Annotated in this window: 12 protein-coding genes; 9 read left to right on the top strand and 3 right to left on the bottom strand. The window is 40.2% G+C overall.

The window, feature by feature from the left end:
• The first annotated feature begins 2 nt into the window (after positions 1-2).
• The 5 genes from BV902_RS07200 (at position 3) to BV902_RS07220 (ending at position 9,029) form a co-directional block, all read left to right on the top strand.
• Positions 3-1,124, top strand: coding sequence for a fasciclin domain-containing protein (locus BV902_RS07200; protein WP_075991348.1), 1,122 nt, complete (start codon positions 3-5; stop codon positions 1,122-1,124).
• The gene (locus BV902_RS07205; protein WP_157625928.1) at positions 1,114-2,457 is read left to right on the top strand and encodes a fasciclin domain-containing protein; all 1,344 of its coding nucleotides are present in this window, start codon (positions 1,114-1,116) and stop codon (positions 2,455-2,457) included. The genes BV902_RS07200 and BV902_RS07205 overlap by 11 nt, the downstream gene beginning before the upstream one ends.
• Before the next feature lie 3 nt (positions 2,458-2,460).
• Positions 2,461-3,459: a fasciclin domain-containing protein gene (locus BV902_RS07210; RefSeq protein ID WP_075991350.1), complete on the top strand. Its 999-nt coding sequence runs from the start codon at positions 2,461-2,463 to the stop codon at positions 3,457-3,459.
• 100 nt (positions 3,460-3,559) lie between these two features.
• Positions 3,560-6,811: a TonB-dependent receptor gene (locus BV902_RS07215; RefSeq protein ID WP_075991351.1), complete on the top strand. Its 3,252-nt coding sequence runs from the start codon at positions 3,560-3,562 to the stop codon at positions 6,809-6,811.
• 61 nt (positions 6,812-6,872) lie between these two features.
• Positions 6,873-9,029 carry an IPT/TIG domain-containing protein gene (locus BV902_RS07220; protein ID WP_075991352.1) on the top strand — a complete coding sequence of 719 codons (2,157 nt, stop codon included), beginning with the start codon at positions 6,873-6,875 and terminating at the stop codon, positions 9,027-9,029.
• 140 nt (positions 9,030-9,169) lie between these two features.
• On the opposite strand, the gene BV902_RS07225 is transcribed toward BV902_RS07220, so the two are convergent.
• The 3 genes from BV902_RS07225 to BV902_RS07235 all read right to left on the bottom strand — a co-directional run bounded on the left by BV902_RS07225 (position 9,170) and on the right by BV902_RS07235 (position 11,859).
• Positions 9,170-9,907, bottom strand: coding sequence for a metallophosphoesterase family protein (locus BV902_RS07225; protein WP_075991353.1), 738 nt, complete (start codon positions 9,905-9,907; stop codon positions 9,170-9,172).
• A 182-nt stretch (positions 9,908-10,089) separates the two neighbouring features.
• Complete coding sequence (locus BV902_RS07230) at positions 10,090-10,851, bottom strand: SDR family NAD(P)-dependent oxidoreductase (protein WP_075991354.1); 762 nt, start codon at positions 10,849-10,851, stop codon at positions 10,090-10,092.
• A gap of 93 nt (positions 10,852-10,944) precedes the next feature.
• A complete protein-coding gene (locus BV902_RS07235) occupies positions 10,945-11,859 on the bottom strand; it encodes a helix-turn-helix domain-containing protein (protein ID WP_075991355.1) in 915 nt (304 codons plus the stop codon).
• A 167-nt stretch (positions 11,860-12,026) separates the two neighbouring features.
• Between BV902_RS07235 and BV902_RS07240 the strand changes: the two genes are divergently transcribed.
• From BV902_RS07240 to BV902_RS07255, 4 genes are read left to right on the top strand one after another with little or no spacing between them, the layout of a single operon-like run.
• Complete coding sequence (locus tag BV902_RS07240) at positions 12,027-12,452, top strand: organic hydroperoxide resistance protein (RefSeq protein WP_075991356.1); 426 nt, start codon at positions 12,027-12,029, stop codon at positions 12,450-12,452.
• Between the two features lie 3 nt (positions 12,453-12,455).
• Entirely contained in the window at positions 12,456-12,824 is a 369-nt protein-coding gene (locus BV902_RS07245; RefSeq protein WP_075991357.1) for a DUF1304 domain-containing protein, read from the top strand.
• Between the two features lie 12 nt (positions 12,825-12,836).
• Positions 12,837-13,472 carry a nitroreductase family protein gene (locus BV902_RS07250; RefSeq protein WP_075991358.1) on the top strand — a complete coding sequence of 212 codons (636 nt, stop codon included), beginning with the start codon at positions 12,837-12,839 and terminating at the stop codon, positions 13,470-13,472.
• Between the two features lie 46 nt (positions 13,473-13,518).
• A complete protein-coding gene (locus BV902_RS07255; protein ID WP_075991359.1) occupies positions 13,519-13,950 on the top strand; it encodes a MarR family winged helix-turn-helix transcriptional regulator in 432 nt (143 codons plus the stop codon).
• Positions 13,951-13,954 lie beyond the last annotated feature (4 nt).

Consider the following 13,954-nt stretch of genomic DNA (forward strand, 5'->3'; position numbering starts at 1 on the left):
AAATGATTCAATATAATAGCAAAATAGAACAGAAGGTCTCACCGCTTCATGCTATGGGCTGGTTTTCTGCGTGCTTATTTATTTTGTTGCTACAAGGCTGCAAACATGATAATCTCATTGTGCCCCAACCTAATGAAAATATACGACCGGCCGCCGACTTTATTCATAACAATTACGAAATGCGCCTCTTTGATGCGGCGCTGGAGAAAACAGGTCTGAATGTCGAACTAAATGGTAATGGGCCATTTACAGTTCTTGTGCCAAACGATCTCGCTTTTAATGAGATCGGTGTGTTTCGTCCAGCTGACCTTGATCGAATGAATAAGGATAGCTTGCGGAGACTGATTTCTTATCATATTCTCCCAAGGCGTCTTTATGTGAGCGATATTCCGAGCAATTCGGTGGATTTTAGGTATGCAACACTGGAAGGTTCCGAATTGTACGCCTCAATCGGTTCTATATCACCCGGGGCTATTACTCCAACAAATATGCTGTTTTTTAGCGGAGCGAAAGCGGTCCGCAAAGATGTGGTTTTATCCAACGGGGTGTTGCATGTGCTGGATAAGGTAATGAAACCACAATTTGAGAAAAATATTCAGGATTGGCTCAGTGACAAGAAAGACTATACTGTTTTTGTGGCTGGACTGAAGAAATTTGGGCTATGGGAACAGCTGGCTGAAAAAGGCCCATTTACGGTATTTGCACCAACAAATGAGGCACTAGAAAAGAGAGGGGTTACGATGGAATTTTTGGATAGTGCTGTTCCACAGAATTATGTCGCTGAGGTATTGTTTGGTGCCTACATCATGTACGATAAACATTTTTTTATATCGGATTCGCAAGTTTTTACTGTCATTAATTCGAATGGTAATTACAAATACCACTTGAAAGACAAAATACATTATATGGAATATTTTGCCAATGAAGCCTATCCGACCTGGAAACTAAGTTATAATATGAGACTCCGGGACAATGATACTTTCTATTCGATTATACTCGCTGATGTAACGTATGCTGTCGGCGCTAAAATGGACTATTTGTGTAGTAATGGTTTGGTTCATGATTTAGATCAAGGGCTGGTAAGCCCAGATCAAGCGATAAAAAAAGGAAAAGATGAAAAATAAATCAATAAATGCCGTTTGGCATATACTGTTGTTATGTACTACTGCTGTGTTTGTACTGCTATCTTGCCAAAAAACTGAGTTCATGCCGGAGCTTGTGGGGGAGGAAGTCCCTTATAAAAATGAAGCTTCACAAGATGTTACGCAACTATTGACAAAGCATAATGAAGCAAAAGTTTTTTTAGCGGCTTGGCAGAAAAGTAACATTGTAGCACTGATAAAGGCTGCTGGAGTCAATACAAAAGTGACCGTATTGGTCCCAACCGATAATGCGTTGAAGCAAGCAGGAATAACATTAGAGACTATTCAAAAAATGACCACGGAGGAAGTTGCCGACTTCATTCAATTTTATAGTTTTTTAGGAGATCTCAACCAAATTAAACTGGGCAAATATAGTCTCATGGTTCGCTCGATGTTAAAAAATCAAAATTACCGAGTACCTTTTTATGATAATACCGAGCCTGTAGGAAGACGTTACGATATCTATGCTTATCGTCATTATCTCGCTGTGAAAGATGGCGATTTGCTAGTCAATGGTAAGTCTAAAGGAAAATTAGCTTATGAGCCCGCGACAAATGGTGGAGTCTATATGTTGGAAAAAGTGATTGAAAAGCCTACTATGACCATATTGGAGGCGCTAATAGCCGACGGAAGGTTTACTTTTTTTGTGGAATCCCAACGTTTGTCCGAGGAAATGTTTTATGAAAAAATGTTGGATGATATTGAACCTCTATGGGGATATCGTATGAGTAAAGAGGAATTTTTGAGCTATTATCCAGAGGCCAGAGTTCCCTATCAACGAGGCTGGGATATAGATAGGGATCCATTTTACAATGAGATACCTAATATTAACCTGACAGCCACCTTTGCACCAACAGATGATGCCTTTCGAAAAGCAGGGTTCAATAGCGTGGCCGATATTTTGGCTTTTAATGCTAAAAGGGGAGATGTAAGATACGACGACATGTATTTTGAACCACGTGGAGCATTTCCGACAGATACTTTATTCAGTTTTCATCGCAATTGGGGCAGAGTGTTTGCAACTGAGGATCCTGCTTATGGCATAGCGATGTCCAATAATACTATCTTTTATAGTAATGATCTGGATCCTGCCTTGTTAAACGATTACTATGTGAATATAGGGGGGAATAGTCAGGTTCAATACGCTTATAAAATGCCGTTAGCTTTTTCTAAAAATGGAAACCAGATCCAAATGAAAATCAAAGAAGCTGAGCAAGCACCGATCAATATTATTGAGACAGATATCAATACGGTCAATGGGCCGATCCACGTTGTTGATAACCTATTGCTTCCCAAAGGATTTAAACTTAAATAAAAGATGAGACGACATAATTTTAGTTATAGCAAGTGTAGCCTATTTTTGCTGACGATCAATCTATTATTTGCTTGTAAAAAGGAAGAAAACACGACGAATTTTGACAATAATAAGGTCAACTTGGTGGTTGCTGATAATTTTAATTTATCGGTATTTAATGCTGCATTGCGCGTCAGTAATATGGATAAAGAGTTGCAAAAGGGCGAAGGTCCCTATACTTTGCTTGCTCCATCCGACAATGCCTTTGGAAAGGCGGGTTATCCAACTGTCGTGAGCATGTTGTCTGAACGCGCAGCGATAGTTTCTAATATCGCTAATTATCACATACTGGATGGAAAATATGAGCTCAATAAGCTTCCTTTTCTGTTCAATCAAGAATTAAAAACACGTCGCGGTAAGGTCTATGCCACACATTGGGTAAAAGGAACTGATACAGTACTGACACTGAATGGAGCACGTATATTGACACAAAATTTGCCTGCATCTAATGGACTGATTCAAGTGCTCGACCGCGTTATGACTCCGTATGTACATGACAAGATTGTGGATGCTATCAACGCAGATGCGAGTATCAGCATATTTGCTCGTGCGATAAAAAGGACCGGCATTTTATCCGAAAAAACAAATCAGGGAGCCTATACAGTTTTTGCACCAAATAATGCTGCAATGACTCTGCTGGGATTTCAATCCGTGCAGGATGTGGAGCTGGCCAATTTAGACGATCTGAAAAAATTAGTCCACTATCATATTCTCCATGACCGTCGTTTTGTGTACGACTATATCTTGAGTACGGGTAATACAAATATGTCTAAGCAAACCATGCTAGATGGTAACAGTGTAGACATTAAGTTGGTTCCAAATACCAGCTCTCCGGGCTCTTTTAGTGGTATCACACTTCGGGGTTTGGGAAATACAAATGATGTCTTATTACAGAAACAGGATATCCTTACCGGAGATGGGGTACTACATATTGTTGATCAGGGGCTCCGGCTAACACAGTAATGAGAAGATTTATCTAACGAATTAATGAAACATAGCAATGAATAGATATCAATATGACGGTATATGCATAGGAAGATCAACCATGACTTTCTATCCTATAATGTCAATACTAAAGCTAATTTTACTCTTTTTGTTTCTTTTGCCAGCGCTCAATTCTTTTGCGCAGGAAACTTCGGGTACAATTAACGGAAAGGTGCAAAGTAGCAGTGGAACTCTTGTGGAGAAGGCGACCGTTACTGTGATACACACACCAACGGGGACCCGTTATGTGCAATCGACCGATAAAGATGGACGTTTTACTTTAAATAATATTCGTATTGGAGGTCCATATACAGTTGATTTAAGTAGCATTGGATTACAAACAGAACGTAAAGAAAATATATTTGTGCGTTTGGGAGAAACCTTGCAGGTAGATTTTATTATGCAACAGCGTAATGAAACACTTAGTGAGGTCGTTGTGACTGGCCGGAAAGCTGATACAAGGGCAGGGACAGTAGGAACCGGAAATCATTTTAGTGGCGAGCAAGTCAGGAATATGCCTACAGTCAACCGTTCGATTACCGATGTAACTCGGCTTACACCTCAAGGAAGTCGCGATAATAGTTTCGGTGGTACAAACTTTAGGTATAATAATGTCACGATTGACGGTGCCATCAATAATGATGCAATAGGTTTTAGCCCCTCTCTTGGCGGACAAACGGGGACCTCAGGAATGGCGGGGAGCAGTACAAGAACAAACCCCATATCAATAGATGCCATTCAGGATATGCAAGTATATTTGGCTCCCTACGATGTCAAGATCGGAAATTTTACAGGCGGCTCGGTCAATGCTGTCACTCGAAGTGGTACAAACCAAGTTGAAGGTTCGGTCTACGCCTATGGACGGAATGCCGCGTTAACGGGTAAGGACCGTGTGGGAACTTTGGGGAAAATGAATAAAGATTTTTACGATTATCAAACAGGTTTCCGAATAGGGTTTCCTTTAATAAAAGATAAATTATTCTTTTTCAGTAATGAAGAGTTTACCAGGCGTCAAGATCCTACGCAGTTGCGTGTTGGAACTATCGAAACAGCTCATATCCTAGAACAGTATGATGTAGACGCAATAGCCGAAGCCGCTCGTTCTCGCTATGGTGATATTTTTAATATTGGAACCGCAGGTAATTATACAAATTGGTCCCGGTCAACCAAGTTTTTCAATCGTTTAGACTGGAATATAAATGCCAAACATCAGTTGGCAATCCGTAACAATACAATCTTTAGTAAGGCAACTCATATGGATCGGGATCAACAGGATTTTCGGTTCAGTAGTATGGCCTTTGAACAAGAGAACAACCAAACAAGTACCGTTGCGGAATTGAAAAGTAGATTTAGTAATAATCTTTCTTCCAATATTGTGTTGGGATATACACAGGTAAATGATCGACGTGACCCCTTAAGTGATCCTTCCTTACCTCAGGTACAGATACAAGGACGTACACCGGGCACAACAATTTATCTTGGAACTGATCGTGAAGCTAGTATATTTAACATGCGACAAGGTACCTGGGAGATTACGGCCAATCTAAATTGGACAAAAGGTAGGCATAAATTGTTATTTGGAACACATAATGAGCTTTATCGCATTCGGTATGGGTTTGTTAATAGTTGGAATGGTCGGGTTGATTACAATAGTATTGCAGATTTCGTCGCGAACGTTCCGTATCGTGTAAGAGGAAGTTACAACTATAAGGATAATTCACGTTCTTACATTTTGGATCATCCCGCAGCAAACTTCTCTGTTGATATGTATAGTCTCTACATTCAGGATGAAATCCTTATAAATGATCGTTTCCAAATCACACCTGGACTCCGTGCGGATTTGGCAGCATTGCCAACAATGCCGACACGGAGTGATAAAGTCAATGACATGTGGTCTGACCCCACTTTTGGCACAACCTACACCTATACGCCACCGAATCGGTTAAGAAATGAGTTTCTAAATAGGATACAGTTGTCTCCGAGAATTGGCTTTCGATGGGAGGCCATGGACAATAAACAACTGACTGTCCGGGGGGGCGCCGGTTTGTTTACAGGGCGTATACCGTTTGCTTGGTTGGCTTATGCATACTATAATACGGGTAACAGTTACGGTGCTTTCGATCAAAAAGCAGATCAGAAACCATTTGCACCTGGGTCTGACCCTATAAAGCCAAGTCCGAATGGAATAGGTGAGTTTATAGCGCAGAATGGCGCTATCATAAATGATCCAAGTACCGGAAAAACGCAGGTTGATCTGGTCGATAACAATTTTGTGCTGCCACAGGTGTTGCGGTCCAGCTTGGGCATAGATTACAAGGTTGAAAGCTGGAAATTTACGGTTGAAGGTATTTATACAAAGAATATTAAAGATGTTCTATTTCAGCAGCTGAACAACAAGGATAACCCATTATGGTATGGGTATGACGTCAATAAACAACAACCTGTTTATAGCGGTACTGTGGATAATCGTTTCTCGAATGTATATCTTCTGAGTAATACCAATCAAGGTTACCGCTACAGTATAACAGGGACCATTGGAAAAACGATCAAAGAAAAATTGAATGCTACACTGAGCTACACCTATGGAGAATCAAAGGATTTAAGTAATGGCGTACGTAATTCTATGGAAAGTAACTGGCAACTGAATCAGTCACTTGTCCCTAATAATCCAAAGTTAGCTTACAGCAATTTCGATATCCGTCACCGTATCGTTTCGAGTATAAATTACGAACAAACTTGGCGTAATGCAGGACGTACGAATTTTACCTTGTATGTCAGTGCGCAATCTGGAAGTCCATTTACCTATGGTATCGTCAATAACAGCATACAAGGCTTGCCACAGCAAGTAAGTTTGGTTTATATTCCAAGACCGACGGAAGCAATTCATTACTTTAAAGATCTTGCAAATGGTTTTTCTGCTCAGCAGCAAGCAGATGCTTTTAATCGGTTCATCGATGGTGATGATTATCTAAGCTCCCGTAGGGGTGATTTTACAGCGCGTAATATGGGGCGAACACCATGGAATGTACAGGCAGATCTTCGAATTGCACATGATCTCTTTCTTCAGAAGTCAAAGAAACAATTTATAACATTTTCGGTGGATGTTATGAACTTGACTAATCTAATCTCCAAGAAATGGGGTATTCAGTATTTTTCACCCAATACATTTAATTCGACGAGTAGTGTGGGCCTTACCCCATCATTATTTCCGCCGAGGCAAAATGCTGATAGCTGGCCCGTATTTACCTTTAGTGATCCTGGGCAACCTTATAGCATCGATTATTTTAACTCAAGAGCACAAATACAATGTGGGGTGCGATATACATTCTAGTTTGGCCATTTGGGAAAAACCTAAAAGGATAGCGGATATATAGTTACAAGAATTTATTCCAATGAAAAATACAATTAATCTAGTCATCATATCTATATGGATGGCTATTGCGACGATCAGTTGCAGTAAAAAGGAAGAATTGGTCGATAAAATTCCGGCTAAAGTGGATAGTTATTACCCTAATTCTGGTAAAGCTGGCACACTAGTTACGATTGAAGGACAGGGCTTCAGCGGGGCAATTACAGAATTTTCTGCAACAGTTGCAGGGAGTTCGGCAGAGGTGATTAGCGCTACTCCAACATCGGTTGTTTTACGTGTGCCAAAAGGTGACAAAAGTGGAGGAATTGTCTTGAAGTATGGAAGTAATAGTTTTGATGTTGGTACTTATACCTATCAAGATCTTTCAGTCTCAAAAATTTTTCCGACAAATGGTACAGGCGGCACCCAGCTACGGATTGACGGGGAGGGGTTTGGTAGTACAGATAAACCTGCAGAAGTCTATGTTAATGGCAAAAAAGCTTTGGTTGTGAGTGTTACAGATAAAGTAATCGTTGCAGAAATTCCCGAAGATGCTGGGTATGGTGCTGTAGAAGTTCGTGTGGATGGTAAAAAGTCTCAAGGACAGAATTTTACTTATCAGGTCGTCCGCAGTATTAAACCATTAACGGGTGGGGCGGGAACCAAAGTTACCCTAACTGGTGAAGGCTTCGAAAAAGTCAGTTCGGGGAATATCGTTGATTTCAATGGAAAGATCGCGGTCGTATTGGAGTCTAGTCCTGAAAAAATTGTCGTAGTGGCTCCAGCTGGCGTCAGTACAGGACTTCTATCTGTGAATATCAATGAACAGAAAATTTCGGGTCCGAAATTTACGGTTGTAGGCAAGCCTGAAATCGGCGCAGTCTCTCCTTTGAGTGGCCCAAAAGGGGCTGAAATGACAATAAGTGGGCTATTGTTTAGTAAAGAACTTGACGAAAATCAGGTTTTTATAAATGGAAAGCAAGTTGCTGTTTCTTCAAGTAGTGAAAATCAGCTTAAGCTGATCATCCCTGGCGGAACTGGATCCGGAAAGGTAAGGGTTGTAGTCAACGATCAATCCGTGGAAGGACCACAGTTTAAGGATCAGGCGCTTGGTATTCATTCTATAAGTCCAGACAATGGTTTGGCGGGAACAAGTGTAACCCTATTGGGAACCGGATTTAGTACAAATGCTGCCGAAAATAGGGTTTATTTTAATGGTGTTTTGACCCCTGTGACAAGTGCTAGTGAGAATAAGTTGGTTATGGAGGCACCACAGGGTGTTGCAACAGGCGAGGTAAAGGTAATCGTTGGCAGTCAAGATGCTTTAGCACCGCAGCCGTTCCGTCGCGCAGGTGTAATGACATTCGTTGGGGGGCCAGGAAGTACGGTATTCGGCAACAACCTAGCTGGAATGGCGATAGATGCACAGGGAAATTTATATGTCGCAGATCCAGAAAATAAACAAGTTAAAAAGATATCCCCGACTGGAAGTGTATCTATCTTACAAGTAGATGGTACCGATGCTGTGTTTGATTATCCTACAGGCATAGTTGTTGACCCGCAAAATAATATTTATGTCAGTGATCAACGAACGAATCAGATCTTTAAAATTACAGCTGCGGGCAAACGCACTATACATGCAAAAGGATTTTCTCCGGGTTCAATGTGTTTGGATCTGTCAGGGAATTTATATGTCGCAGTAGCTGGTTTTGCGCAGGGTATAAACAAAGTCAACGTGGCTGGAAATTATACTAAGGTACCCGGACCTAGTTGGGTAATGGCCAAGCCCTTTGTGGACAGTCAAGGAGTTTTGTATTATTCGGATCAGAATACAAGCAGCAATAACGGGATCGAGATTGTAAGACCGGGTGATACACGTGGGGAACGTTGGGTTGGAGGTTCGGATGCGGGCTATCAAGATGGGATTGGAACGAACACATATTTCAACGGAATAGGCGGTATAACAGCAGGATTAAATAACAGATTGATTGTTGCCGATAACTACAATTATGCTATTCGGGAGGTCAATATGTCGACACGAGAAGTGACTACTTTGATAAAGGGAACGAATGGATATGTGGATGGGACTTTATCGACAGCACGGTTTGGTCTGATAAAAGATGTGGTAGTAGATAAAGATGGTAATATCTACCTTCTGGATGTTGGTAATAAAGCTATTCGGAAACTGTTTCTGAAATAACAATTGTACATAAATCCCCGATGCAATCGTATTGTTTTTTTAGGAGATCCTCTCTTTGAAAATAATGCGGAGTATGTGTCGGGGATTTTTATGTTAAAATTGAAAGGACACCTTTAACTATTGAGGCAAATAGACAATGATTAAAGTGTATTATTCGCAAGTAAGAAGTCTCCGTAGAAATTGGGGATTTTACTCTCGTAAATTGCATTTGCGACAGCTATTATTGGGTAATCTACTTTAACGATCTCGGCATTAATTTCTTTATCAGATAAGGTTATTATTGCGTAGGTCGCTTTTCTGTCTTTTTCTTTACTACGCCCGACTGAACCACTATTGATAAACAAGACGTCTCCATCCTGTTGAATATAAGAATGGTGTGTATGTCCCATCACCAGAATATCGATTGATCTTTGCTTTAATTGGGTCGATAGAGCATGCTTGGGAGTTGATTCATGGATGTATTCGTCATTGCTTTGGAGACTGGCATGGACAAGAAGTATTTTCCTGAGACTCGTTCCAAGCTTGAAGGTTAGTTCAATGTTGTAGGGTAATGTTGCTAACCACTTTTTATGAGGGACCGATATCTCTTTTTTACTTAGGTTGATGGCGATTTCTCGATTTGAAGTCTCTATTACATCATGGTGTGGTAAAGGGATAATGGCTTCGTCAAAAGCAATTCTCTGGTCATGGTTTCCTAGTAGACATGGAATGTTTTTTTCTTGTATTCTGTCAATGACTTCATTCCCCCAGGGAGCGAAATCAACAAGATCACCTAAGCAGTAGATTTGTGTTAATCCTCTGTTTTTGATATCCGTTAATACCGCATCCAATGCAATTTCATTGGCATGAATATCACTTATTATAGCAAGTTGTATCATATTCTTATGCTACAAACATAATCATTCGGGTAATCAGTCAACGTACAATTTATGAGGTAAGGAAGAAAATGATAATAGCATTATAATTTTTAGGCTAAAAGGGGAGAAATTGGTGAAGAAATACTTTAAAATAAGCACATAGCTAATAGCCTCAGCTATGTGCTTATTTAGGTGGTAGGTTACTAAAGATTCATCCCGCCGGATACCTCAATACGTTGTCCGTTGATCCATCTTGCGTCTTCGGTACAAAGGAAGGCAACGACACCGCCGATATCGTCAGGTACACCAGCACGTCCTAAAGCTGTAACAGCTGCAATATGCGCATTTGTTTCTTTGTTATCCCGCACATGCCCGCCGCCAAAGTCTGTCTCGATTGCACCGGGAGCGACAACGTTTGCTGCAATACCACGGGGACCAAGTTCTTTGGCAAGATACCTCGTCAATACCTCGATTGCTCCTTTCATCGAGCCATAGGCAGATGATCCCGGAAATGCAAAACGCGCAAGACCAGAAGAAATATTGATAATACGTCCATCATCGTTCAAATAGGGAAGAACTTTCTGCGTGAGAAAAAATACCCCTTTATAATGGATATTATAAGCTGTATCGAATTGCTCTTCCGTAGTTTCCATGAAAGGGGCGTATAATGCTGTTCCGGCATTATTGATTAGGAAATCGAAGTTTGGTTGTCCTGTTTCTTGTTTTATATGCTGTGTAACTCGTTCGATGAAGAGATCAAAAGACTGCACATTACCTGCGTCTAATTGGAATGCAGCTGCATGCTGACCTAAAGATTGTATCGTGGCAACCACATGATCTGCTTCCTCCTGATTGCTATTGTAGGTTAGCATGACATCGATTCCTTTTTTTGCGAGGCTAACAGCCATGTTTCTACCTAAACCACGGCTTCCGCCTGTTACCAATGCTATTTTATTTGTAGCCATTTTTGATTTGTTTTAAGATTCAACAACACAAAGGTCCTTTAAAAAGGCGGATTCTCCTTTGCAATAAGCAAATGGATATTTGTAAAATTCAAATTATAACGTTTGAGATCGGAAATTGTTTGGTGCCAAACCTGTCTGTTTTTTGAAAAAATTTGAAAAGTGGGCTATCTCTTCAAAGCCAAGTGAAAATGCGATTTCAGAAATGTTCCAATCGGTTTGTCGTAGCAATATTTTAGCTTCCTGTACGATCCTTGCGGCAATGACATGGCTTGTTGTTTTACCTGTATTTTCTTTTAGGGTTTTATTCAGGTGGTTGACATGTATGGCAAGTCGTTCCGCAAAATCATTAGCTGTCCGTAGTTGTAGACGTTGCATTGGAGATTCAATGGGAAATTGTCTTTCTAGCAATTCTATAAATAGAGATGTGATTCTATTTGAGGCATTAGATGTTGGATTCGTTATACTCTTTGGCTGGAGTTTTTGCCCATAGTGGATAATTTCCAGTACATAATTTCGCATTAGATCATATTTAAAGACGTAATCTGAAGATAGCTCTTTATTCATTTTTAGAAAAATTTCCTCTATTTCAATACGTTGTTCTTCTGATAATTGAAAAATCGGAAGGCCGCCCGGTTGAAAGATAGGGAGATCATCTATGTTAACACCACTTTTATTTCGGGTTAGAAATTCATCGGTGAAAACGCAGAAATAACCCTTTTGATGCTCATCTTTCGGTATCCAATGGTAAGGAACTTTTGGGGTAGCAAATACAAGTGCCGATTCATCAATTTCGATTACTTTGTCGGCATATTCGGCTATGTTTTTCCCTGTGATTAAGCTTATTTTATAGTAGGTACGCTTATTGTAGGGCATGATCGGTTTATCTTTTAATTTAGCTGCAAGTTCCTCAAAGCTGAATACATTAAAATGACCAATCTCTCTTGCGATCTCCTTTGGGATGCTCGCATTGATCTCCTGATAAAACTGTTCAATGGAAGTTGTTTTCATTTAAACCCGATTTGCAATAATCAAATGTACTGGTTTTAGATTACATTCGATACACGCAGTCATGTTTTTGATATTTTGCTATTCTCATTTAAATGTAAATTGCAATATTATATTTTGCACAATATAATTTCTTGTCCTACATTTGTGCAAACAAAACAAATTGAAATATGAAAACGTTATATAACATCGGCGCGACAGCCAAAGGAGGACGAAACGGTCAAGTAAAAAGTGAAAATGGTGTACTGGATTTAGCTGTTCGCATGCCTAAAGGTCTTGGTGGAGCAAATGACGATTATGCTAATCCAGAGATGCTTTTTGCTGCAGGCTATGCTGCGTGTTTTGATAGTGCCTTGAATTTGGTTATTAGGTCAGAAAAAGTAAAAACTGGAGAGACTTCGGTAACTGCACATGTGAGTATTGGACAATTGGATAATGGCGGTTTTGGGTTGGCTGCAGAATTACATGCAAATATTCCGGGAGTGAGTTTGGAAGTCGCCCAGCAATTGATTGAAAAAGCACATCAAGTTTGTCCCTACTCAAATGCAACAAGGGGTAATATAGATGTTAAATTGACGGTATCAACTAACGAATAATAGATGAATAACTTGGCTAATGTGCTGACAGCGCTCGTACTTTTAGAACATGTATACATTGTATGGATGGAAATGTTTGCCTGGGAAACTGCAGGAAAACGTAGTTTTGGCAGGGCTCTTCCTGCTGATCTTTTCAAACCCACTAAAGGGCTTGCCGCAAATCAAGGCTTATACAATGGTTTTTTAGTTGCGGGTTTAGCTTGGTCCTTTTTTATCAATGATCCGGTCTGGAGTGGAAATGTACGCCTGTTTTTTCTAGGCTGTGTCCTCGTGGCTGGGGTTTTTGGTGGAATCACAGCGAGCAAAAAGATATTTTTTGTACAAGGAGTTCCTGCACTTTTGGCAATATTATCCATGATTTTCTTAAAATAATTAAATAATTATATGTCACTACTAGAAGATTTAAAATGGCGTCATGCTGTGAAAGCATACGATCCTACAAAAAAAGTTAGTCAGGAAAATGTAGATAAAATCGTTGAGGCTGCACGCTTTGCACCTACTTCTTCGGGCTTACAGCCATTTAAGATATTGATTGTTGAAAATCAGGCATTGAAAGAAGAATTGGCAAAGGGAGCACTAAATCCAGACTGTATGCGTGAATGTTCACATGTGCTTGTTTTCGCTGCATGGGATCGTTATACGGAAGAACGTATTGATAAAGTTTATGATTTTACAACGGATGAACGAGAACTACCTCGTGGACGTTTTGGTTCCTATACCGAGAAGTTAAAGTCAATTTATCTGAATGAAGCTGCGGAAAGAAATTTTGCGCACACGGCAAGACAGACTTATATAGCCTTAGGTTTGGCTTTGGCTCAGGCAGCTGAACTTCGTGTCGATTCTACCCCTGCAGAAGGCTTCGATAACCATGTGGTGGATACGGTATTGCAATTGGAGAAACATGGATTAAAAAGTGTCTCGTTAATGTATGTTGGTGTCGCAGACAGTTCCCGGGATTGGATCTCAACAATGAAGAAAGTTCGAATACCCAAGGAAGATTTTGTTGTTGAGTACAAATAGTTGATTACTGTTTTTCAATCCCTTAAAAACTCAATATCTTTGTAAGATGGATGATTTATTAAAATTAGACAAACAACTCTGCTTTTCCGTATACGTACTGCATAGGGAAATTATGCAGCGCTATCGCGCGATTCTCGAAGAGATTGATTTGACTTATCCGCAGTATATCACGATGATGGCACTATGGGAAAACGACGGACAAACCGTAAATCAGCTTGGTGGAAAACTATACCTCGACAATGGGACACTCACCCCATTGCTAAAGCGTTTGGAGAGTAAATCGTTGCTTACACGAACACGAAGCAAAGAAGATGAACGTGTGGTTAAAATACAGCTTACAGCACAAGGATTGCAATTAAAGGAAAAGGCGAGCTGTGTTCCCATGCAGATTTTTGAAGCCCTCAAGCTCGACTATGCTGATATGCTTCAGCTTAAAGCTTTGGCAGAAAAAATCGTAAATAATGTTGGAAATAGCTAGTTTT

The sequence above is a fragment of the Sphingobacterium sp. B29 genome (assembly GCF_001952815.1).
GTDB classification, from domain to species: Bacteria; Bacteroidota; Bacteroidia; order Sphingobacteriales; family Sphingobacteriaceae; genus Sphingobacterium; species Sphingobacterium siyangense.

Excerpts from the sequence above, each read along its gene's own strand:
- BV902_RS07200 (WP_075991348.1), top strand. The coding sequence starts at position 3 with ATGATTCAATATAATAGCAAAATAGAACAGAAGGTCTCACCGCTTCAT.
- BV902_RS07205 (WP_157625928.1), top strand. The coding sequence starts at position 1,114 with ATGAAAAATAAATCAATAAATGCCGTTTGGCATATACTGTTGTTATGT.
- BV902_RS07210 (WP_075991350.1), top strand. The coding sequence starts at position 2,461 with ATGAGACGACATAATTTTAGTTATAGCAAGTGTAGCCTATTTTTGCTG.
- BV902_RS07215 (WP_075991351.1), top strand. The coding sequence starts at position 3,560 with ATGTCAATACTAAAGCTAATTTTACTCTTTTTGTTTCTTTTGCCAGCG.
- BV902_RS07220 (WP_075991352.1), top strand. The coding sequence starts at position 6,873 with ATGAAAAATACAATTAATCTAGTCATCATATCTATATGGATGGCTATT.
- BV902_RS07225 (WP_075991353.1), bottom strand. The coding sequence starts at position 9,907 with ATGATACAACTTGCTATAATAAGTGATATTCATGCCAATGAAATTGCA.
- BV902_RS07230 (WP_075991354.1), bottom strand. The coding sequence starts at position 10,851 with ATGGCTACAAATAAAATAGCATTGGTAACAGGCGGAAGCCGTGGTTTA.
- BV902_RS07235 (WP_075991355.1), bottom strand. The coding sequence starts at position 11,859 with ATGAAAACAACTTCCATTGAACAGTTTTATCAGGAGATCAATGCGAGC.
- BV902_RS07240 (WP_075991356.1), top strand. The coding sequence starts at position 12,027 with ATGAAAACGTTATATAACATCGGCGCGACAGCCAAAGGAGGACGAAAC.
- BV902_RS07245 (WP_075991357.1), top strand. The coding sequence starts at position 12,456 with ATGAATAACTTGGCTAATGTGCTGACAGCGCTCGTACTTTTAGAACAT.
- BV902_RS07250 (WP_075991358.1), top strand. The coding sequence starts at position 12,837 with ATGTCACTACTAGAAGATTTAAAATGGCGTCATGCTGTGAAAGCATAC.
- BV902_RS07255 (WP_075991359.1), top strand. The coding sequence starts at position 13,519 with ATGGATGATTTATTAAAATTAGACAAACAACTCTGCTTTTCCGTATAC.